The sequence below is a fragment of the Pseudomonas sp. FP2335 genome, assembly GCF_030687535.1.
Lineage (GTDB): Bacteria > Pseudomonadota > Gammaproteobacteria > Pseudomonadales > Pseudomonadaceae > Aquipseudomonas.
Map to the genome: position 1 here is coordinate 1174009 of NZ_CP117437.1, position 22148 is coordinate 1196156.

General features: G+C 63.0%; 21 protein-coding genes. 11 read left to right on the top strand and 10 right to left on the bottom strand.

Annotation, left to right across the window (positions count from 1 at the left end; genetic code table 11):
• The first annotated feature begins 120 nt into the window (after positions 1-120).
• Entirely contained in the window at positions 121-1374 is a 1254-nt protein-coding gene (locus PSH81_RS05090; RefSeq protein WP_226457447.1) for a CynX/NimT family MFS transporter, read from the top strand.
• On the opposite strand, the gene PSH81_RS05095 is transcribed toward PSH81_RS05090, so the two are convergent.
• The 9 genes from PSH81_RS05095 to PSH81_RS05135 form a co-directional block, all read right to left on the bottom strand.
• The gene (locus tag PSH81_RS05095) at positions 1375-2016 is read right to left on the bottom strand and encodes a DUF1120 domain-containing protein (protein WP_305392101.1); all 642 of its coding nucleotides are present in this window, start codon (positions 2014-2016) and stop codon (positions 1375-1377) included. It lies immediately after the preceding gene.
• A gap of 10 nt (positions 2017-2026) precedes the next feature.
• The gene (locus PSH81_RS05100; protein ID WP_305392102.1) at positions 2027-2644 is read right to left on the bottom strand and encodes a DUF1120 domain-containing protein; all 618 of its coding nucleotides are present in this window, start codon (positions 2642-2644) and stop codon (positions 2027-2029) included.
• A gap of 9 nt (positions 2645-2653) precedes the next feature.
• A complete protein-coding gene (locus PSH81_RS05105; RefSeq protein WP_305392103.1) occupies positions 2654-3781 on the bottom strand; it encodes a DUF1120 domain-containing protein in 1128 nt (375 codons plus the stop codon).
• Positions 3782-3792: 11 nt separating this feature from the next.
• Complete coding sequence (locus tag PSH81_RS05110) at positions 3793-6243, bottom strand: fimbria/pilus outer membrane usher protein (RefSeq protein WP_370694888.1); 2451 nt, start codon at positions 6241-6243, stop codon at positions 3793-3795.
• 92 nt (positions 6244-6335) lie between these two features.
• A complete protein-coding gene (locus PSH81_RS05115) occupies positions 6336-7073 on the bottom strand; it encodes a fimbria/pilus chaperone family protein (RefSeq protein ID WP_305392105.1) in 738 nt (245 codons plus the stop codon).
• 2 nt (positions 7074-7075) lie between these two features.
• Positions 7076-7705: a DUF1120 domain-containing protein gene (locus PSH81_RS05120; protein ID WP_226457441.1), complete on the bottom strand. Its 630-nt coding sequence runs from the start codon at positions 7703-7705 to the stop codon at positions 7076-7078.
• A gap of 81 nt (positions 7706-7786) precedes the next feature.
• On the bottom strand, positions 7787-8410 hold the full coding sequence (locus PSH81_RS05125) for a DUF1120 domain-containing protein (RefSeq protein WP_305392106.1): 624 nt from the start codon (positions 8408-8410) through the stop codon (positions 7787-7789).
• A gap of 33 nt (positions 8411-8443) precedes the next feature.
• Positions 8444-9067 (bottom strand): DUF1120 domain-containing protein, encoded by a 624-nt coding sequence (locus tag PSH81_RS05130; RefSeq protein ID WP_226457439.1) that lies wholly within the window; start codon positions 9065-9067, stop codon positions 8444-8446.
• 37 nt (positions 9068-9104) lie between these two features.
• A complete protein-coding gene (locus tag PSH81_RS05135; protein WP_226457438.1) occupies positions 9105-9746 on the bottom strand; it encodes a DUF1120 domain-containing protein in 642 nt (213 codons plus the stop codon).
• Positions 9747-10236: 490 nt separating this feature from the next.
• Here PSH81_RS05135 and PSH81_RS05140 point away from each other — a divergent pair, with 490 nt between their 5' ends.
• The 8 genes from PSH81_RS05140 to dacB all read left to right on the top strand — a co-directional run bounded on the left by PSH81_RS05140 (position 10237) and on the right by dacB (position 18662).
• Positions 10237-10980 carry a response regulator gene (locus PSH81_RS05140; RefSeq protein ID WP_329959630.1) on the top strand — a complete coding sequence of 248 codons (744 nt, stop codon included), beginning with the start codon at positions 10237-10239 and terminating at the stop codon, positions 10978-10980.
• A gap of 198 nt (positions 10981-11178) precedes the next feature.
• Positions 11179-11817, top strand: coding sequence for a response regulator transcription factor (locus PSH81_RS05145; RefSeq protein WP_226457466.1), 639 nt, complete (start codon positions 11179-11181; stop codon positions 11815-11817).
• 195 nt (positions 11818-12012) lie between these two features.
• Positions 12013-12651 carry a DUF1120 domain-containing protein gene (locus tag PSH81_RS05150; RefSeq protein WP_226457437.1) on the top strand — a complete coding sequence of 213 codons (639 nt, stop codon included), beginning with the start codon at positions 12013-12015 and terminating at the stop codon, positions 12649-12651.
• A gap of 100 nt (positions 12652-12751) precedes the next feature.
• Positions 12752-13222 (top strand): nuclear transport factor 2 family protein, encoded by a 471-nt coding sequence (locus PSH81_RS05155; RefSeq protein WP_226457436.1) that lies wholly within the window; start codon positions 12752-12754, stop codon positions 13220-13222.
• Positions 13223-13258: 36 nt separating this feature from the next.
• Complete coding sequence (locus PSH81_RS05160) at positions 13259-13531, top strand: GIY-YIG nuclease family protein (RefSeq protein WP_305392107.1); 273 nt, start codon at positions 13259-13261, stop codon at positions 13529-13531.
• 75 nt (positions 13532-13606) lie between these two features.
• Positions 13607-14542, top strand: a complete 936-nt coding sequence (locus PSH81_RS05165; protein ID WP_305392108.1) for a glutathione S-transferase family protein — start codon at positions 13607-13609, stop codon at positions 14540-14542.
• 109 nt (positions 14543-14651) lie between these two features.
• Positions 14652-17072, top strand: coding sequence for a TonB-dependent receptor (locus tag PSH81_RS05170; protein ID WP_305392109.1), 2421 nt, complete (start codon positions 14652-14654; stop codon positions 17070-17072).
• Positions 17073-17231: 159 nt separating this feature from the next.
• Positions 17232-18662, top strand: coding sequence for a D-alanyl-D-alanine carboxypeptidase/D-alanyl-D-alanine-endopeptidase (dacB, locus tag PSH81_RS05175; protein WP_305392110.1), 1431 nt, complete (start codon positions 17232-17234; stop codon positions 18660-18662).
• Between the two features lies 1 nt (position 18663).
• Here the strand turns inward: dacB and PSH81_RS05180 are convergent, their stop codons facing one another.
• Entirely contained in the window at positions 18664-19443 is a 780-nt protein-coding gene (locus tag PSH81_RS05180; protein WP_192297498.1) for an IclR family transcriptional regulator, read from the bottom strand.
• 120 nt (positions 19444-19563) lie between these two features.
• On the opposite strand from PSH81_RS05180, the gene hmgA reads away from it, so the two are divergent.
• Positions 19564-20847 carry a homogentisate 1,2-dioxygenase gene (gene hmgA, locus PSH81_RS05185; RefSeq protein ID WP_305392111.1) on the top strand — a complete coding sequence of 428 codons (1284 nt, stop codon included), beginning with the start codon at positions 19564-19566 and terminating at the stop codon, positions 20845-20847.
• A 3-nt stretch (positions 20848-20850) separates the two neighbouring features.
• Entirely contained in the window at positions 20851-22137 is a 1287-nt protein-coding gene (fahA, locus tag PSH81_RS05190) for a fumarylacetoacetase (RefSeq protein ID WP_305392112.1), read from the top strand.
• Positions 22138-22148 lie beyond the last annotated feature (11 nt).

Sequence of the window (22148 nt, forward strand, 5' to 3'; positions counted from 1 at the left end):
GGCCGCCTCCCAACCGCTTTTAACTGTCTAAAAACCCTAGTGCGTTGCTCTTGTAGGTGTGTCCGAATAGGCTGTGGGGCTGTTCATCCAAACGACCATCCCTCTGCTGGCAGTGGATCCATGACCTCCGAAACCAAGCTTGAAGAACTGTTGATCGACGCCGAAGCGGACGATGCGGTGGTGCAGCACGCCCACCCGCAGGTGAGCCGCCCATGGCTGTTGCTGCTGGGGTTGATCCTGGTGGCGTTGAACCTGCGCCCGGCTTTGTCGAGCATGGCGCCGCTGCTCAGCGAGGTGTCCGCCAGCCTGGGGTTGTCAGCGGCCAAGGCTGGCTTGCTGACCACTTTGCCGGTGCTGTGCCTGGGGTTGTTCGCCCCCTTGGCACCGCTCCTGGCTCGGCGTTTCGGCGCAGAGCGCGTGGTGCTGGGCATTTTGCTGACGCTGGCCGCCGGCATTCTCCTGCGCAGTTCCTTCGGTGAAGTCGGGCTGTTCGCCGGCAGCCTGATGGCCGGTGCCAGCATCGGCATCATCGGTGTGTTGCTGCCCGGTATCGTCAAGCGAGATTTCGCCAAGCAGGCAGGGGCCATGACGGGTGTCTACACCATGGCCCTGTGCCTGGGCGCGGCGGTGGCGGCGGGGGCGACGGTGCCCCTGAGCCAGTATTTCGACGACAGTTGGAATATCGGCCTGGGATTCTGGATTGTACCTGCCGTGTTGGCGGCGTTGTTCTGGCTGCCTCAGGTCGGGCACAAACAGGGGAATCACCGGGTTGCCTACCGCGTGAAAGGGTTGCTGCGTGATCCGCTGGCCTGGCAAGTCACCTTGTATATGGGCCTGCAATCGTCCCTGGCGTACATCGTGTTTGGCTGGCTGCCGTCCATCCTGATCGGCCGCGGCCTGAGTGCCACCGAGGCGGGGTTGGCGCTGTCGGGTTCGATCATCGTGCAGTTGATCAGCTCCCTCGCCGCGCCTTGGCTGGCCACCCGTGGCAAGGACCAGCGCCTGGCCATCGTGGTGGTGATGCTGCTGACCCTCGGCGGTTTGTTCGGTTGCCTGTATGCGCCCATCGAAGGGCTGTGGGGCTGGGCGATTCTGCTTGGCCTGGGCCAAGGCGGCACCTTCAGCCTGGCGCTGACCTTGATCGTGCTGCGCTCACGGGACTCCCATGTGGCGGCCAACCTGTCGAGCATGGCCCAAGGGTTCGGCTACACCCTGGCGTCCCTGGGGCCGCTGGCGGTGGGCGTCCTGCATGACTGGACCGGTGGCTGGGGAGCCACCGGTTGGGTCTTCGCGGTGATCGGCGTCGGTGCGATCGTCACAGGGTGCGGGGCAGGTCGTGCCCAGTACGTCGGCGTCACCAGCGAAAAGGTCTGATTACAGGTACACCACTTCCAGCGTCGCGGAGCCGTCCATGGGGGTCTCGACGCTCAGGTCCAGGTTCTGCTTGGCATTGATCACGGCTTCCAGGGTCAAGGTACTCGTCAGGTTCCGGATGGCCGAAGGCCCGGCGGTGCTGCCCGCCACATCGGTAAAGCCCAGCAAGCTGCGTGAGCCGATGTCGATGGGGTTGGTATTGGACGTACGCCAGGCCACGCCGCCGGTGGTCGATTCTGTGCCATAGGCCACTGCCAAGTCATCGGCCACGGTTTGCTTGGGGTCGAATTTGACCGAGTACACGCCAATCTTGTTGCCCGCGCTGTCCAGGCCCAAGCCGTAGTAGATCTCGCTGTTGACGTGGGCCGTGCCGTCTCGGTTGTCGGCCATGCGCAGCGCATAGCGGCCGGGGGCATTGCAACTGACGGTCAGGGTCAAGGACTTGAGTGGCAGCCGGGTACCCGTGGCCTGGTTGAGGTCCTGCTGGGAAATCTTGCCGAAGTCGATCAAGCCACCGCCGGACAGCACCGGGGTGCAGGCCATGGGCGTGATCAGGCCGCCGACGGTCAGTTCGGCGGTGGAGCCGGCATGGGCGGGTATGACATAGGCAAGCCCGGCCACTGCAATCAGCAACATTTTCATGGTTCAACTCCTATAGGTACTTCATGGTCAGGGTCATGGACCCGTCGATGGGAATCTCCTCGGCCAGGGGCAGCGTATTGGCCGGCGCGATGCTGGGCTCGATGTACAGGAATGCTGTCAGTAGCTTTATCGGTGCAGGCACCGGCACCGTCGGGGTCGGCGTGAATGCGGTCAGAAAGTGCGGTGACAGCAACTTCGCGGGTGCCCACGAAGTGGGGCCACTGGAGCCGATGGGGTGCATCTGGACGCCGTCGGCCACCACTGAGTAGACGCTCAATGTCATGGAGCCCAACCGGGTGACGCCATTGATCAACCCCAGGCCGAACTTGAAACTCTGATCGCCGGCATAACTGGAACCCAGACGATTGTCCCGGGGTTCCAGGGCCAATAGGGTGGAGGCTTCGCAGTTGATCGTCAGTTGCAGGCTGTGGGGCGGTAGAACGGTAGGTGCGTCGAGCGTTAGCTCGCGGGCGGCGATTTTGCCCAGGTCGTACAGGCCGCCATTGGGCAGGCTCGGTTCACAGGCACTGGGGGTGACCAGGCCGGTGACATTGAGGTCAATACCGGAAGCGGCCTGGGCTGTGTTGACCCAGGTAAAGACAGCGAGGGCGATCAGCAAGGGTTTCATGTCGCGTTCCTATAGATAGATGATTTCGAGGGTGCCTGAGCCGTCCAGCCGGACCTCATTGCCCAGGTCCAGCGAGCCCAGGGGGGCAATCACGGCCTCCAGGCTCAGCGTCGCATTGAGGTTCTGAATCGCGCTGGGGCCGCTGGTACTGCCGGAGGTGGCGCTGAAGCCTAGGTAGCGATTGGCACCGACTGCCGCGATGCGCGCGCTGGCACTGCTCCAGGGCAGGCCACCGCTGGCGGAATCGGTGGAAAAAACCGGGCCTAAGCTGTCGGCCGTGATCCGGCTCGGATCGAACAGCAGCCGGTAACGCCCGATTTTCTGCTGCCGGGCGTCCAGGCCCAGCCCGTAGGCGCTTTCATCGGCGATGCCGGTGGCGGAGCCCTGGCGGTTGTCCTGCATGCGTACGGCGAATGCCGTGGGCCCATCGCAGATGACACTGAGCGACAGCGCCCTTGGCGCCAGGACGGTGTCTTTGTCCATGCTCAGGTCGCTGACCGACAGCTTGCCCAGTTCCACATGGCCGCCATTGGACAAGGTGGGGGTACAAGCCGCAGGTGCGAAGTGTGCCAATAGCCGCAGCTCCCGTGAACGCCCGGCGGCGAGGGCCTCGAACAGCCCGGCGGTGTCCCAGGTCACGGCGTCGCGCACCTGTGTGGCCGCCTCGCTGGCCCAGGCGCTGGCGTCGATCTGCAACGACAGGTTGCGCCCTGTTACCACGACGCCACCCCGCATCGGCACGACGCCATGGTCCGGCGGCCAAGGCAGTTGCGCGCCGGTCGTGGAGGGCGCCTGGCCCGGGCCCGCAATCTGGCCAAGCTCCACCGCCTGACCATCCAGCACCGCATCGCTGACCCGCAAACCGTAAGTGCCGCGCTCGGTAAAGCGGAACCGTTCGGGCCCGGCGCCGGGCCCTCGATAGAACAGGCTCAGATCGCTGGGGTGCGGGCAGTTCAGCGTGAGGCTGATCTGCCGCTCCCCCAGCCATCGCTCCGCCGCCGGGGTCACGGCCGTGGCGCGGTTCATCAGGCCGAAGTCCAGCTCTGCCTGGCTGAGGTTGAGTTGGCATTCGTCCGCCCCCCAGGCGCCGGCACTCGTCAACAGAGCCAGGGGATACAGCAGGTGTTTCAGGCCCATGACAGGACTCCTCATGACGGGCGGCACCGGGCCGGTGCGGTTTCGAAATACACCTCGGGGTCGGCGTCTTCCGGCAGTTGGAACTCCAGGCGGCAGCGGGGCTGTCCCGGCGGCTTGACCCAGAGCGGGCGCGGGTCCAGCACATCGGGCAGGAACACTTGGCTGCCTTCCTGCACCAGGGTGACGAACTCACCCTCGGCGGTACTGACGGTGGCGCCCCGTGGCAGCGGCTGGCCGCTGTCGGTGGTGACGTTGAGCAGTGCGCGGCGCGTGAGGGCCACACCAAATTGCACCTTGTCCACCGCTCCGCGGCCGGCGGAGATCATCGCCAGACCGTTGTGGATATCGGCGTTGCGCGGCAGCGAGCGGGTCTGCACTTCCACCGGACTGCGGCCATAGGCGTTGAGCTGCGGCACCACGGCCTGGCCTTGCCAATCGGTCCAGACTGGGCCACTAGGGGTGCTGACCTTGACCCCGGCCATCTCGCCCACCGACATCACGGCGAAGGTCTCGCGCACCGGGTAGGGCGAGAAGGTCACGCCGTCGCCATGCACCACCACGCCGCCACGGGCGCCGCCTTGGTAGCTGGAGCGCTCGTTGTCGGAGCGGGTGTAGTTGAAGTCCAACTGGCTGTACCACGGCAAGGCCGATACGCCGAGCGACGACTCCACTTCGCGGTCGCGACTGTCGCGTTCCACCCCCACCCGGTAGCTGAGTTGGTCGTTGAGTTGTTCGCTTACCCCGGCGCCCAGTCGATGTTCACCGCCAGTGTGGCGAGCCCAGGCACGTCCTCGACGGCTTTCGCCCAGCGGCACACTCAGGTTCAGGTAGACGCTGTTGTCGTTCTGCTGGCGCCCCCCCACTTGCCACTCAGCGCTCGCCGACACGGACACCCGGCCAAAACTGCGGCCCCAGGAGGCGAGCGCACGGCTGCTGCTCTCACCGTTGTACGACGCCGTGCGCGAGACGCCGGCACTGAACGCCCCCAGTGCTGGATGCGCCCAGGACGCGGTGAAACTTTGCTGGTCGCGGTAACGCGAACGCTGCTGGTCGCGGCTGTTGCCGACGTAGGTGGAGTCTTCCAGGTCGCGATAGCCCTGGGAGCGCCACGAGCCGCTGGTACTCAGCGACCAACTGTCGTTCAGGCGCTGAGACCAGGAAAGGTCGGTCTGTACCCCGCGATCACGCCCCTCACGGCTGGCCTCGGCGGCCTGGGTGGTGAACTGCAACTGGCTGTCCTGCCAGGGTAGCCAACCCAGGTTCACGCCAACGGCACGATACGCATCGGCCATCAGCCCCCCACCGCCCACGCTGACTTGCGGGTGCACCGTGCCGCTCCAGCCGGCACTGACCACCCAGGGCTCCTTGCCGTCGCTGTCGCCGATCTGGCGCACGCGGCCGGCGGCCACCGAATAGCCTGGTGCCGGCAAGCCCAGGCCGAGCATGCCAGCGGGCACGGTGAAGCGGCGCTCCTCGCCGGTGGTTTCCTTGACCGTGACTTCCACGTCGGCGCGGCTGTTCAAGCGTCGCACGTCGGTCAGGGCGAATGGGCCGGCGGGTACCACGGTTGAGTGGATCAGTGCGCCGTTCTGGCGTACCTCCACCTGGGCCGGGCTGTTGGCGATACCGGTAATGGTTGCGCCTTGGTTCTGGTCCTGCAGCGCCGTTTCGGTCAGTACCTGGGCACCGGTGATCTGTGTGCCGGCCAGTACCGGGTTGTAGAGGCTGATCTGACCCGCTTGCAACACCGTCTGCTGCTCGGCGAAGGTGCGTTGGGCGTAGGCGTCCAGGTGCGTGGTGCGCGAGCGGCTGTCTTGCCAGGTTTTTACCTGGCGGCTGCGTACGATCCAATCACCGGCGTTGAAACCCACCTCGGTATTGGCCGAGCCGAAGCGGCTGGTGTCGGCGCCGAACTCGTTGTACAGCCCCGTCAGGTCGTAGTTGAGCAGGCCAGCGAAGCCGCCGGTCTGGTAGCCGGAGATGTCCTGTTGCGCAGGGCGCACGGCGTCGGTCGGTACCACCAAAGCCAGGCTCAGGCTGGCGGGGTCTTGCTCGATCACGGTCTGCGGGAAGCGTTCGGTAAAGCGATGGCAGGTCGGGGCGCCGTCGTCATCGGGCACGATCAGGTTTGCGGCATCCAGCAGTGTGCGGTTGAAACACAAGCCACCCTGTGGCTCGAAGGTCACATCCACCCGGCCACGGCGCTGGCCGTTGACGTTCAGGTTGACGGCGTGCCGGCCTGCGGCAAAGCGCGGTGCCTCGAGCAACAGGTTGGCCAGTTCCGGGTCGATGCCGCGTCTCGACAGGGTTTGGGGGTCGAAGGAGCCGGCGATCAGGTCGTCATGGGCCAGTGCCTCTCCCATGGGCAGTGCACTGCCCAACGCCAGGGCCAGCCCCGCCAGAATATAAGGTGCCGGGCGTGGTGAAACGCCAGGCACGGCGCCGCCGTCGCGGTCAGTCATTGCTGTGCTCACAAGGTCGTACTCAACAGTTGGCGGCCCGCTCACTCTGTGGTGAGTCAGGCCTGATGGTGGCGTTGGCAGGCCACTCTTTTTTATAGGGTGATCGGTGCTTCGTAGGGCGCCACGGCAAAGCCGTAGACCGTGGCCGGCTGCAACTGCACACGGTTCGCACCGCTGCCGCTGGCCGTCACCTTCAGGGTTTCACCCGGCAGCACGTACGTGCGCGGCAACAACGCCGAACCGCCACCGGGCAACAGCTTCAATTCCTGGGCCAGGCGTACCACGTAGGGCGTCGGGTTGCTGACGCTCAGTTGGTCGCTGCTCAAGCGCCATTCCAAGCCGGTCCAGGGTGTGCGGTTGGGCGCCAGGCCCTTGGGATGCAGAATCACGGGTAGGTTCTGGCGCACGGTGACGCCCACTCGCGCATGCCCGGCCTGCGCGGCGGAACGCCCCTGGGGCATGCCTTCGAAAATCACCCGCTTCAAGCGCTGGGTCGTCAGCGGCTCGGCTGATTGCAGGATGAACCGGATCAGTTGGCTCTTGGCCGGCTCGACCCTTGCCAGGGGGGGCGTGACGAACAGCAGCGAAGCCTTGTCCTCGGGGATGTCTTCCAGGGTCACGTGCAACAGGGCCAGTTTGTCGTCGGTGTTGGTGACCGTCACCGAGGCTTCGCCATCGGCCTCGTTGACGATCACCACCGAGGTGTCGGGCACCATGCCATCGGCCAGTACCAGTGCAGGCGCGCCGCATGCCAGGGCGAGTGAGGCGAGGTAAATGCCGGCGTAGCGCAGGTACGTGAACAGTCGGGTAAAAAAGGGTAGGGGATTCATGGCTACAGATACCTCAGGTCAAGCACGATGGACCCGTCCAGGGGCACCTCCTGCTTGAGGGTCAAATAGGCGGCGGCGTTGATGGACGTGTTGACTTGCAATGTGGCCGTCAGCAGCCGGTGCGGCTCCGGCACCAGCGTGCCGGGATGGGCAAAGCCCATGTAGTTGTTCGGGTAGGCGTTGGATTCCGGAAACCAGGTCAGGCCCTGGTTGCTGGACGCCAGCACCAGCACGCGCTCGCCATCGCCCATCACCTCGCGAAACACCAGGGACACAGTGCCCAGTCGTTCGGTCGGGGCGTGGATGTTGGTGCCTAGGCCGTAGTAGAAACCTGGGCCCAGGGATGAATCGGCGCGGTTGTCCATGCCCACCAACACGAACAGCACCGGTTCGTTGCAACTGACCGCCAGTTCCAGGACCTGGGTCGGCAGGGCGCTGTACTCGTATTGGTTGAGGCTGCGTGCCGGTACCCTTCCATGGTCGACAATGCCGTTGGCCGATAATGTGGGGGCGCAGGCACTGGGCGTGATCAAGCCCGTGACGTTCAGTTCGGTACTGGACGCTGCCAGCACCGACGAGCCGACGCTGAGCAGATAAAACAGGGCAAGAAGGCGTGAAGAAACGTGCTTCATGGAGGAGGTTCACCGGTTGCCTGGTTCAGGGGGCAAGGCGCGACGACGACAGGAGGGGGCTGTCGTCGCGCGCTTCAGGGGTTACAGGTAGCGCACGGTGACGGTCACCGAGCCGTCGATGGCGGCTTCGTTGGTCAGGGTCAAGCCACTGGCCGGAGCGATCTTGGGGCCGACACGCATTTCCGAGGTCAGCACCTGGACCGGGATCGGTGCATCGGCGCTGGTGTTGGCGACCGAGATCAGGTTCTCGGGCATCAGGTAGCGCTCAGTGAACCAGGTGACACCGCCGTCCTCGGAACCAATGGCTTTGACTGCAACGCCATCAGCTACAGGCGAAAGCAGTCGCAGGGTCATGGCGCCGAGTTTTTCGGTGTCGTTGATCAAACCCAGGCCGAATTCCATCATGTCGTTGCCGTGGTTCGACCCGGCGCGGTTGTCGTCGGCGTCGAGGGCCATCAACGTCGCCGCGTCACAGGTGACGGTGAGCTGCAGGGATTGTTCGGCAAGTGGGGTCATCTGATCGATGTTCAGGTCCTTGGCCGAGATCTTGCCGTAGTCCACGGTCCCGCCGTTGGACAGTGCCGGCGTGCAGGCGCTTGGGGTGATCAGGCCCTTGACCGTCAGGTCGACACTGGACGCAGCAAACGCAGTGGCGCTACTGGCGGCCAGCAGGGCGACGGCGACGGATTTGAGTACGGTGTTCATGGTGAGGCTCCAGGTTGAGATGAAAAGAAGGCGTTACCAGTACTTGAGTTGCAGCGTGGCCTGACCATCGATGGGCACTTCGTCGAGCAGGGTCAGGTCGCTGGCGGGCACGATCACGGTGAATGCCCGCAAACGTGCGTTGAGGGTTTGCAGGGCCATCGGGGTGTAAGGGCCTGCAGGCGGGGCGAACGAGGTCAGGGCCGCATGCCCCAGGTACGAGGACGGACGCCAACTGGCGCCGTTGTCGCGGGACAGGATGGTTTGCACCGGCACGCTATCGGCCACCGGGTCGAACACGCCAAACGCCACGCTGCCGAGTTTCTGGTCGTCGTTGATGATGCCCAGCCCATGGTGTGCCGGGTTGATCGCCGAGCTGCCGGCGCGGTTGTCGACGGTGGTCAGGGTGAAAAACGTCGCCCCCTCACACTGCACCTGTAGCTGCATTTCCCCGGCTTGCAGGCTGGTCGGGAAGTCCGGGTGCAGATCCTTGGCCGTCAGCTTGCCGTGGTCGATCACGCCACCGCCGGACAGCACAGGCGTGCACGACGCCGGGGTGATGATCCCGGTGACGCTCAAGTCCTGGCTGCTGGCGGCAAACACGCCGGGTGAGCAGGCCGCCAGCAGAATGGCGAAGGCGACCGAGGGGGTTCTTTCCATGGGCACAAGTCCTTGTGAGTGGGCGGTTGGGGGAGAGTCAGAGGTACAACAGGTCCAGTGAAGCGCTGCCGTCCAGGGGCACTTCTTCCCTTAAGGGCAGATCTTTGCTGGGCGCGACGAAGGTGATGATCTGCAGGTCGGCCGTGACTGCGCGCAGCGCTTTGGGAAAGTAAGGGCCACCGACACCTGGGGTATCACTGAATGAGTTCCAGTAGGTGTGCCTCATCATGCCCCCCGCGAATTTCGACCAGCTCTGGCCTTGATCGAAGGAGTGGATCGGGAACACGTCGGAGTCCGCGACAGGGTTGAGCAAGTCAAGGGAGTAGCTGCCTAACTTCTGGGTACCGTTGACGTAGCCCAGGCCGTAGTACCACGTGAGGTTAGGGAAGAGTGACGAGCCAAAACGGTTGTCCTTGGCGTTCAGGGCAAACAGAGTCGGGGCCTCACAGGCGATGCTCAGTTGAAGTGTGGCGGGGGCGAACTCGGTAGGGGTGTCGACCGACAGGTCCTTGGCGGGAATCTTCCCGTAGTCCACGGTGCCCCCTTGGGTCAAGTTGGGTACGCAGGCACTTGGCGTGATACTTCCCTTGACGGTCAGATCCACGTTGCTGGCGGCCAGTACGCAAGACGTACCGCCCAGCAGGACGGCAGCCACCAGCGTGGCGAGTGAAGCTTTCATTGAATGGGGCTCCTAGGCGTTTTTAAGGGACAGGGAGCTCTAGGCGGTGCGCTGAGGGAGTGGCAGTGTGGTTGTTTTAAGCCCCCTCGCGCCTTCTTGAGCCCGAGCGACGGCGACTTTAGCGGTGGGGCCTGCGAGGGTGAATGCAACTATTACGATAGTGCTCGCCGGTGTTGCTGGCGCGTTGGAAGGCCTCTTTGTGTCTGTAGGAAATTCTGCGTTGTCGTAGTTGTTGTATCGCCATCATCTACCCGCTCGGATACTTTCTGCGCACTTAAATAATGGCTATTCACTCATTTGAATGGCTGTAAAGGCCCTTGCGCGAAAAAATCGAGTGAGGTCGACCGACAGGTCGGCAATCGTCGTCCCTTGCTGGGCTGACGCGCTGATCGTTTTGCACGAGGTAGCTATGCAGGATCCGACTGCTGGCTGTAGTCCGCAATGCTTTCCCCCGTCAGTGTCCCCGCCTGTCCATTGGCAGAAGGTGCGGGTGTTACTGGCAGACGATCACCGGGCCTATCGTTTGTTGATCGGCTCTTTCTTGAGCACGCTGGGTGTGGCGCACCAAACCGTCGGTGACGGGCAAGCGGCCCTTGATGCATTGGCCGCACGACCTTTTCATCTGCTGATCAGTGACTGCCGTATGCCTGGGATGGATGGCTATGCCCTGACACGGGAGCTGCGCCGTCGTGAGAACCGGGCTGGAACCGCACGTCTGCCAGTGATCGCCATGACGGCCGGCCTGGATGCCGAGCAGATGCGCCGTTGCGTTGACTGCGGCATGGATGACTGGATGCTCAAACCCGTCACCCTTGAGCAATTGCGTGAAGCGCTGCTGTATTGGTTGCCCGACCCCGAGTCCCGTGTACACCCAACAAGGCATGCGGCCAATTTGGCACGTATGCATGGCTGGTTGCCGACGCGCGCCAGCCTTATTGCCAGTTTTGGCTTTTGGGAGGTGGTGGAGCCCTTGTTGTTCTGCTTGCTCCAGGAAGCGCACGATGACCTCACCGCGCTTGGGCAGGCGCGCGAAGCCTTGGACGTCAAGCTGACCGTCGAGCATCTGCACCGGCTGGTGGGCGGGGTAGCTTTTTTAGGCGATACCGGTCTGGAGCAACGTGCAATCCGCTTGATCGAGCGGGTCCGGCGCAGTGGTATCGCGGCCAATAAACCCCTGCTGGAACGGTTCGAGCAAGAAATCGAACGGTATCTGTCTTACTTGGCCAATCTGTAGCGTCCTACATAAATAAGAAGGAGGTTTCCTTTCTGTCGTGTAGGTTGTTTCTGTACTCCAATTCTTTTTATGCTGTAGGCATAAGTTTTCGCCGCATAAATAAAGGGCGCACCGGAAATCGGATTGTTTCCAAGTGTTGTTGTAACAAGCGTGTCGAGGTATTTTGAAAAAACTCAAATTGCCATCATGGATAGCACGATGTTTCGGATAATGATTGCCGACGATCACCCCATTGTTCGTGTTGGTCAAAAAGTGGTCATCGAGGCCAGCGGCGTGTTCAAGGTCGTTGGGGAAGCCAATGGTCCCGACCAGCTCCTGGCATTGATGGCGACTACGCCATGCGATGTGATTGTGACCGACTTTGCCATGCCCGGTGACCAACAGGCAGACGGTTTTGGCTTGCTGGGACTGCTACAGCGCCAGCATCCGACGCTGCCGGTGATTCTGGTGACCATGTTCGCCAACGTGGCCACGCTCAGGGCTGCTTTCAGCCACGGAGCCCGCGCCATTGTGGCCAAGAGCGCCTCTGCGAGCGAGCTGCCGTTGGCCCTGAAGGCAGTGATCCATGGGCGCACATTTGTCAGCGAGTGCTTGCGTACCCAATTGGATATGGCGGGTGCCAGCAGTGATCAGCCGCCCCAGTTATCCGGCAAAGAGCGTGAGGTTGTACGCATGTTGGCCAGCGGCATGACCGTCAGCCAGATTGCCGCGCAAGTCAATCGCAGCATATCGACGATCAGCAAGCAGAAAAGTACGGCGATGTTACGCCTGTGCATTTCCACCGATGTGGATTTGTACGCCTATGCTCGAGAGAGTGGCATGGTGCCAAAGAGTTGATCGCGTTCTTGATCGCGCAAGTGTTAGTTGTATTCAGATAGGTTGGAAGTTTGCCGTATTCGTAATACTTGTATTTGGGAAGTTTGGTGTCGGGATTAGAGTGGGTGGGTGTTATTGCTATATAGGGCGATGACACTAATCCTCTAGTCCGACAAATTAACCTGTTATGCAGGTTGTTAGTGTGAGCAACTTTATATGAAACAGTCTTTGAGTCTAATGGCTGCGGCCATCGTGCTGTCTGCCATTTCCCCTGTGTATGCCGCGTCTAGCGTGGACTTGAGCGTCTCCGGGACCATCACTCCGTCGGCCTGTACCCCAACGCTCTCAGCGGGTGGGGTTGTGGACCATGGGAAAATATCGGTTCAGGACCTGGGTAACGCGCCGACCCCGCTCCCGGAAGCGGTCCTGCAATTGGCGATCAATTGTGAAGCCGCGACATTGGTTGCTATCAAGGGCACAGACAACCGTGCAGGCACTTCCGCAGAATCTGACATCGGGCTGCCCAACTACGGCTTGGGACTGACCTCCGGCAACAAGAAAATCGGCTGGTACCGACTGAAAATGCTGAACGCACTCGCTGACGATATTCCCCGCGCAGTCATCGAGTCCATCGATGGTCAAACCTGGATGGATGCGCCAGACGGCACGATCTGGCAGCCGAGCTGGATGCGTTCCCTGACGGGCGCAGCGGGGGTTGGTGCGGTTCCACTGCCCATGCAAATGTTTACGACGGATGTGGTGGTTGCAACGACCATCACTGACAAGCGGGAACTTCCTGTCGCCGAAGAAATCCTGATCGATGGCAGCGCCACCTTGGACATCGTCTACCTGTAACACTCCGTGCATCACTCATTCGGTTGGCGAATGCCCATGGCTTTCCCCAGCATCGCGGATTATCGTGCAGCTCACCTGCCGATAATCAAGGAGCCTGCCCATGAGTGAAGCCCACACCGCCCTTATCACCCACTTCTATGCGGCATTCCAACGCCTGGACGCCGAAGCCATGGCCGCTTGCTACACCGATGACGTGGTGTTCAGCGACCCGGCCTTCGGCGAACTGCACGGGCGCGATGCCGGTGACATGTGGCGCATGCTCACCACCCGTGCCAAGGACTTTTCCCTGACCTTCGACAATGTGCGTAGCGACGAACGCAGTGGCGGCGCGCATTGGGTGGCGACCTACCTGTTCAGCGCCACCGGCAACACGGTGGTCAACGATATCCAGGCACGCTTTGTGTTTCGCGACGGCAAGATCTGCGAACACCACGACAGCTTCGACCTGTGGCGCTGGTCGCGTCAGGCGTTGGGCACCAAGGGCTTGTTGTTGGGCTGGACACCGTTGGTGAAAAACGCAGTGCGTGCCCAGGCATTGCGCGGTTTGAAGGCATTCCAGGCCAGTCGTTGATAAGCTTGGCGCCTCTTTGCCTTGCCGAATCCATCTGTGAACACGCCTGAACCCAAACCCTGGTTTGTCTACCTGGTGCGCGCCGCCAACGGCTCGCTGTATTGCGGCATCAGCAATGACCCGCTGCGCCGTTTTGCCATGCACCAGAGCGGCAAGGGCGCACGCTTTTTCCTGTCCAGCCCGGCCGTGGCACTGGTGTACACCGAGCAATGTGCAAGCAAGGCCGAGGCGCTGCGTCAGGAACGGTTGATCAAGAAGCTGAAGAAAAGCGCCAAGGAATGCCTGGCGGCCAGTGGCTCATTGATTTGACTGATGGGTTCCCATCGCCCCCAACCAGGATTTTGCAGGCTAAGCTAGCGGCTCACTTCTGGAGCGGAGTCCGGCATGTCTGAGCTTATTCTTCACCACTACCCCCAATCCCCCTTCGCCGAAAAAGCCCGTCTGTTGTTGGGCTTCAAAGGCTTGTCTTGGCATTCGGTGCTGATCCCGCCAGTCATGCCCAAGCCGGATTTCACCGCGCTCACCGGTGGCTATCGCAAGACTCCGGTGCTGCAAGTGGGCGCCGATATCTACTGTGACACCGCCTTGATCGCCCGCCGCCTGGAGCAGGAAAAAGCCGCTCCCGCGCTGTTTCCCCAAGGCTTGGAACTGGTCACCCAAGGCTTCGCCGCCTGGGCCGATTCGGTGGTGTTTTCCCATGCCGTGGCGCTGGTGTTCCAACCTGAGTCCCTGGCGGTCAAGTTCGCCAAGGTGCCGCCGCAGATGCTCCAAGTGCTGGTAGCCGACCGCGGCAAACTGTTCAGCGGCGGCACGGCGGCACGTGTGCAATTGGACCAGGCCCTGCACCAATGGCCGGCGATTGTCAGTCGCATCGATCAGCAATTGAAGCACCAAGCCGGGGATTTCCTGTTCGGCGAGCCCTCCATTGCCGACTTCGCCCTGGCCCACCCGTTGTGGTTCCTCAAAGGCTCCTCGGTGACATCGCCGCTGGTGGACGCTTACCCGCCTGTTGCCGCCTGGCTGGACCGCGTGTTGGGCTTCGGCCATGGCACCTCCAACCAGATGAGCGCCGAGCAGGCCTTGGAGGTTTGCCGCAACGCCACGCCAGCCCCTCTGCCGGATGAAGTGTTCGAAGACTTGAACGGTTTCACCCCGGGCCAGCAGGTGAGCATCAGTGCCACCGACTACGGCACCGATCCGGTTGCTGGTGAGTTGCTGTTTACCGGGCGCGAAGAACTGATCCTGCGCCGCAGCGACGAACGTGCTGGCACCGTGCATGTGCATTTCCCGCGCATGGGTTTTCGCATTCAGGCGCAATAAACAAAATATTTTGCAAAGTAAGGTGAGGTAAACCGGCGGCCCATACGTGTAGTGCTTGAAACTGCGATCAATTCGCATTAACAGCGTTTTCTACACGGGTTCTCACAGCATGAAGTTGACGGCGGGCGGTTGGGTTAAACAGTGGCTGGGAGCCTCGGTATTGGCGGTCTCGGGGTTGGCGTTGCTGCCCCTGGCCGTGGCGCAGGCGCAGGAACAACAAAACGCCCAGTTCAACTTTGCCCTGGCAGCCAAGCCGCTGCCCCAGGCCTTGAGCGATTTCAGCCGGGTCACCGGGATCAGCGTGATCTACACCGATGAAGCGCCCTACGGTCTCAGCGCCCCGGCGGTCAACGGGCAGATGAGCGCGCCCCAGGCCCTGCAACGCCTGCTCGGCCACTCCGGTTTCACCTTCCGCCAGATCGACGCCCGCACCCTGGCCCTGGAACCCGCGCCGACCGAAGGCGCAGTCAACCTCGGCGCCACCACCATCAGCGGCGTCGGCCAGCAGACCCAGGACAGCACCAGCTACCAGCCGCCGCCCACCAGCTCGGTGATGCGCTCGCGCGGCCTGCTCCTGGAAACCCCGCAAACCGTCAACGTCGTCCCCGCCCAAGTGCTACGCGACCAGACCCCACGCAACCTGGATGACGCCCTCGGCAATATCAGCGGCATCACCCAGGCCAACACGCTGGCCAGCACCCAGGACGCGGTGATGCTGCGCGGTTTTGGCGATAACCGTAACGGCTCGATCATGCGCGACGGCATGCCCGTGGTGCAGGGTCGGGCGCTGAACGCCACCGCCGAGCGCGTCGAAGTGCTCAAGGGCCCGGCGTCGTTGCTGTACGGCATCCAGGACCCGGGCGGCGTGGTCAACATCGTCAGCAAAAAACCGGAACTGGTGCAGTCCACCGCCCTGACCGTGCGTGGCTCCACCTTTGGCGACGGCAAGAATGGCAGCGGCGGCAGCCTCGACACCACCGGCCCGATTGGCGACAGCGGCCTGGCCTATCGGCTGATCGTCGACCATGAAGACGAAGACTACTGGCGCAACTTCGGCACCCACCGCGAGACGCTGGTGGCGCCGTCCCTGGCCTGGTACGGCGACAACACCAAGTTGCTGTTCGCCTACGAGCACCGCGAGTTTCTCTCGCCGTTCGACCGCGGCACCGCCATCGACAAGTCCAACCACCCGCTGGACATTCCGTCCACCCGCCGGCTGGATGAGCCCTTCAACAATATGGAAGGCCGTTCCGACCTGTACCGCTTTGAAGCCGACCACGACCTCAACGACGACTGGAAGGCCCACTTCGGCTACAGCTGGAACCGCGAAACCTACGACGCCAGCCAGGTACGCGTCAGCGCCGTGGCTACCAACGGCGCACTGACGCGCAGGATGGACGGCACCAAAGGCGCGATCACCACCGACCGCTTCACCACCGCCAGCCTCGAAGGCAAGGTCAACGTGTTTGGCCTGCAGAACGACCTGGTGTTCGGCATGGACGACGAGTATCGCAAGATCTACCGCGCCGACCTGATCCGCCAGAACTCGCGTGGCTCGTTCAACTACTACAACCCGGTCTACGGCAATGAAGTCGCGGGCACTAACGTCAGCGCCGCCGACAGCGCCCAGACCGACCTGCTGCGCAGCGACTCGCTGTTCTTCCAGGACGCGATCCACCTCACCGACCAGTGGATCTTCGTCGCCGGTGCGCGCTACCAGATGTACGACCAGTACGCCGGCAAAGGCGTGCCGTTCAAGGCCAACACCAACGGCAATGGCCAGGCCTGGGTACCGCGTGCGGGCCTGGTGTATCGCTACACCGATGAGTTGTCGTTCTATGGCAGCTACACCGAGTCGTTCAAGCCCAACTCCACCATCGCCGCCCTGGCCGATGGCAGCACCTTGACCGGGGACCTGACGCCAGAGCGATCCAAGTCGTGGGAACTGGGGGCCAAGCTCGACATTCCTGGGCGCATCACCGCCAGTGCGGCGCTGTTCAATATCGACAAGCGCAACGTGCTGGTGTCGTCGGAAGTGGCGGGAAGCACCATCTATAGCCTGGCTGGCCAGGTGCGCTCCCGTGGCCTGGAACTGGACGCCAGCGGCCAGTTGACCGACCAATGGAGCCTGATCGGCAGCTACGCCTATACCGACGCCAGGGACACCAAGGACAAAGATCCGACCCTGGAAGGCAACCGCCTGCAAAACGTCGCCAAGCACACCGGCTCGCTGTCGGTGGCCTACGACTTCGGCAGCATTTTCGGTGGCGACCAGTTGCGCGTGGGCACAGGTGCACGCTACGTCGGCGAGCGCGCGGGTGACGCGGCCAACGACTTCACCTTGCCGGGCTACACCGTGGCGGACGCGTTTGCCACCTACGACACCAAGATCGACGGGCAGAAGGTCAAGTTCCAGCTCAACGTGAAGAACCTGTTCGACCGCACCTACTACAGCTCGGCGGCCAGCCGCCTGTTTGTGTCGATTGGCGATGCGCGGCAGGTGTCGGTGTCCAGCACGTTGGCGTTCTAAACCTGGCCCCTGTGGCAAAGGCGCTTTGCGCAGCAGTCCTCGTCTTTCCAAGCAAAGTGCCGGGGCCGCTGCGCGACCTGACGGCAGCAGGCTCCCTCGCCACAAGGGAAGCGAGCTGGTAGCGTGGCCGCACTGATTTTTCGCGGAAACACCTTACTGATGCCATTTGGAAAGTTGATCTACACCAGCGCACTTCTGTTGTTACTCAGCGGTTGCGCCAGCGTTTCGCAAACCACTTCCCTCGACCAACTCCTGGCCGACCCGGCGCTGCACGGCGCCACGGTGTCGCTGACGGTGCGTGATGCCCGCAGTGGCAACATGCTCTATCAGCACAACCCACGCACGCGTCTGGTGCCGGCCTCCAACCTCAAGTTGTTGACCACGGCGGCGGCGATGGATGTGCTGGGCCCGCAATACCGTTTTGCCACGCAACTGTTGAGCAATGGCACCCGGCAGGGCGAGCGCCTGGGCGGCAATCTCTACCTGCGCGGCCTGGGCGACCCGACCCTGCAATGGGCCGACTATCAGGCCCTGGCCGCGCAATTGGCCAGCCAGGGCATCCGCCAGGTGCAGGGCGACCTGGTGTTCGACGACAGCTGGTTTGATGCCGAGCGCTTGGGGGTCGACTGGTCCCACGATGACGAAAGCACCTACTACGGCGCGCAGATTTCGGCGCTGACCGTGTCACCCAATGCGGATTTTGATGCAGGCACCGTGCTGGTCACGGCCAAGGCGCCGGTGCGGGTCGGCCAGCCGGTGGGCGTGGAGATCTTCCCTCCCACCGACTACCTGCAACTGAGCAATCGCGCGGTCAGCGGGCCAGGCAACAGCTATGGCATCAACCGTCGCCACGGCACCAACCTGCTGCAGCTCAGCGGTGCGCTGGCGCCGGGTAAACAGAGCAAGCAACTGCTCAGTGTCTGGGAACCGACGCAATTGGTCGCCAACCTGTTCGAGCAGGCGCTGGCGCAGCAGGGCATCACCGTGCTCGGCCGTCGCGTGATGGGCGGCGCAAGCCCGGCCACGGCGAACGTGTTGGCCGAGCACCAGTCGGCGCCGTTGCAAGAATTGATTACGCCGCTGCTCAAGCTGTCGAACAACAATATGTCCGAAGCCTTGCTCAAGGCCATGGGCCGCAAAGCGTCGAATAGCGGGACAGCGTCGGCAGGCGTGGTGGCGGTGGCGGGCTTCATGCAGCGCCAGGGGCTGGATACGACGATGTTGAGGCAGGTTGACGGCTCGGGCCTGTCGCGGCTGAACCTGGTGTCTTCGCAAACCCTCACCGACCTGTTGCTGGTCGCAAGCAAACAGCCCTGGTTCGACGCCTGGTACAACGCGCTGCCGATTGCCGGCAACCGCGATCGCATGACCGGCGGCAGCCTGCGCTGGCGCCTGCGCAAGACCCCGGCGGCAGATAACCTGCACGCCAAGACTGGCTCCATGGTCGGCGTCTCTTCGTTGGGTGGCTACATCACCGACGCCCACGGGCGCCGCTTGGTGTTCTCGATGATCAGCAACAACTACCTGGCCAGTGGCGCGCAGATCAAAGCCCTGGAAAACCGCGTCGCGCTGACCCTGGCCAACTGGTGACTCAGGGCTGATAACCCATGCGCCAACTCACGGCCCGGGTCGCGGCCAGCAAGTGCTGCGCCGCCGGGCCGTCTTCATCGGCGTGGAACAGCGAGGTGGGACCGACCACGGTCATCACCGCCGCCACTTGCCCGACGGCGTTGAACACCGGCGCCGACAGTGCATCCACACCCGGCATCAGCAAGCCATGCACAAAGTGCAGGCCACGGGCACGGATCTGTTCACACGTGGTCGCGTAGGCCTGATCGTCGGCCAGGGCGTGGGCGATACCGGCCTGGATCTCCCGTTCACGCAACTCCACGGTTTCCCGCGAGGGCAGGAAGGCGCTGAATACCAAGCCGGTGGACGAACTGAGCAGCGGCAACACCGAGCCCAATTGCGTCACCACCGTCACCGCACGCACTGCCGGTTCGATATGCACCACGGTCGCGCCCTGGTTGCCCCATACCGCCAGGAAGCAGGTTTCATTCAGCTCATCGCGCAGTTCCGCCAGGGGCAGGGCGCCGACTTTCAACACGTCCATGCTGCCCAGCGCCGCCAGGCCCACGCGCAACGCTTCGCGGCCGAGACCGTAATGGTTGGTGGCGGTGTTCTGTTCGGCAAACCCCGAGGCGATCAACGCCTGAAGATAACGATGCACCTTGCTGGCCGGCATTTGCACATGCTCGGCCAGGCGCGACAGCGACGTGGCCGGCGACAGTTCGGCCAGGGCCTTGAGGATGTCGGTGCCCACTTCGGCCGAGCGGACTTTCTGTTTGCCTGTGTCGCGGGGCTTTTCCATGGGGGAGCGGGAATCCGAGAGATGAATGGGCGTCTTTATAGCTTGACGGTCGATAGTGATCAAATTACGTTATGCGTAACTGGATTACGATAAAAACAACTTCCGTACAGAGGATGATCCATGAACCTCGAATACCTCTCGGGCTTCGGCAATGAATTCGCCAGCGAAGCCCTGCCCGGCGCATTGCCGGTCGGCCAGAACTCCCCGCAAAAAGCGCCCTACGGGCTGTACACCGAACTCTTCTCCGGTACGGCCTTCACCATGGTGCGCAGCGAAGCCCGGCGTACCTGGCTGTACCGCATCCAGCCGTCGGCCAATCACCCGGCGTTCGTCAAGTTGGAGCGCCAGCTCGCCGGCGGACCGCTGGGCGCGGTGACGCCAAACCGGTTGCGTTGGAACCCGTTGGATATTCCCGCTGAACCGACGGACTTTATCGACGGCCTTGTCGGCATGGTCGCCAACTCCGGGTCGGAAAAACCCGCAGGCATCAGCATTTACAACTATTGCGCCAACCGCTCGATGGAACGGGTGTTCTTCAATGCCGATGGCGAACTGCTGATCGTCCCCGAGCAGGGCCGCCTGCGCATCGCCACCGAGCTGGGCGTGCTGGACGTTGAGCCGCTGGAGATTGCCGTACTGCCACGCGGCCTGAAATTCCGCGTCGAACTGCTGGATGCCCAAGCCCGCGGCTACGTCGCCGAGAACCATGGCGCCCCCCTGCGCTTGCCGGACCTCGGCCCCATCGGCAGCAATGGCCTGGCTAACCCGCGTGACTTCCTCACGCCGGTCGCGCATTACGAGAACCTGCAGCAACCGACCACCCTGGTGCAGAAATTCCTCGGCGAACTGTGGGGCTGTGAGCTCGACCACTCGCCGCTCAATGTGGTCGCCTGGCACGGCAACAATGTGCCGTACAAATACGACCTGCGCCGTTTCAACACCATCGGCACCGTCAGCTTCGATCACCCCGACCCGTCGATCTTCACCGTGTTGACCTCGCCCACCAGTGTGCACGGCCTGGCCAACCTCGACTTCGTGATCTTCCCGCCGCGCTGGATGGTGGCCGAGAACACCTTCCGGCCGCCGTGGTTCCATCGCAACCTGATGAACGAATACATGGGCCTGATCCAGGGGGCCTACGACGCCAAGGCCGAAGGCTTCCTGCCCGGCGGCGCGTCGCTGCACAGCTGCATGAGCGCCCACGGCCCGGACGGCGAAACCTGCACCAAGGCGATCAACGTCGAGCTGGCGCCGCACAAGATCGATAACACCATGGCCTTCATGTTCGAGACCAGCCAAGTGCTGCGCCCGACCCAATTCGCCCTGGACTGCCCGCAACTGCAACCCTCTTATGACGCGTGCTGGGCCTCGCTGCCCGTCACCTTCAACCCGAACCGGAGATAACCCATGACTCAGCCCACCACGACCCGCAGCTGGGTAGCCTCCGCCAACGGTCACGCCGATTTCCCATTGCAAAACCTGCCCCTGGGCATCTTCAGCCACAACGGCTCGGCGCCGCGCAGTGGCGTGGCGATAGGCGACGCGATCCTGGACCTGCACGCGGCCATCGACGCGTTCGAAGGCGAAGCCCGGCGTGCCGTCGAAGCCACGGCCGGTGGCCAGTTGAACGACTTTTTCGCACTGGGTCGCGGCCCGCGCGTGGCCCTGCGCGAGCGCCTGCTGGAACTGCTCGCCGAAGGCAGCCCGCTGCAAGCGCGAGAGGCCCAGGTGCTGCATCGCGCCGCCGATTGCCAGATGCACCTGCCAGCGAAAATCAGCGATTACACCGACTTCTACGTCGGCATCGAGCACGCGCAGAACGTTGGCAAACTGTTCCGTCCGGATAACCCATTGCTGCCCAACTACAAGTACGTGCCGATTGGCTACCACGGTCGCGCCTCGACCGTTCGCCCGTCCGGTACGGACGTGCGCCGCCCCAAAGGCCAGACGCTGCCGGCCGGCCAGACCGAACCGAGCTTCGGCCCCTGCGCACGCCTGGACTACGAGCTGGAGCTGGGCATCTGGATTGGCCAGGGCAATGCCATGGGCGACTCGATTGCGATTGGCGACGCGGCCGAGCATATCGCCGGTTTCTGCCTGCTCAACGACTGGTCGGCGCGGGACATCCAGGCCTGGGAATACCAGCCGCTGGGGCCATTCCTGTCGAAAAGCTTCATCACCACCGTCTCGCCGTGGGTCGTCACCGCCGAAGCCCTGGCGCCGTTCCGCAAGGCACAACCGGCGCGTCCTGAAGGCGACCCGCAACCGCTGCCGTACCTGCTGGATAAACGCGACCAGGCGGCGGGTGCGCTGGACATCGAACTGGAAGTGCTGCTGACCACCGCCGCCATGCGCGAGCAGAACCTGCCGGCCCAGCGCCTGGCCCTGAGCAACAGCTTGCATATGTACTGGACCGTCGCCCAGTTGGTGGCGCATCACAGCGTCAACGGTTGCCAATTGCAGCCCGGTGACCTGTTTGGTTCGGGCACCTTGTCCGGGCCGCAGGAAGGCCAGTTTGGCAGCCTGCTGGAAATGACCGAGGGCGGTAAAAAGGTGGTCGAGTTGCCTTCCGGCGAAGTGCGCAAGTTTCTTGAAGACGGTGACGAAATCATCCTGCGCGCCCGCTGCAACCGCGAAGGGTTTGCCTCCATCGGCTTCGGCGAGTGCCGTGGCACGGTAGTCGCCGCACGTTAAGAGGGCAGGGC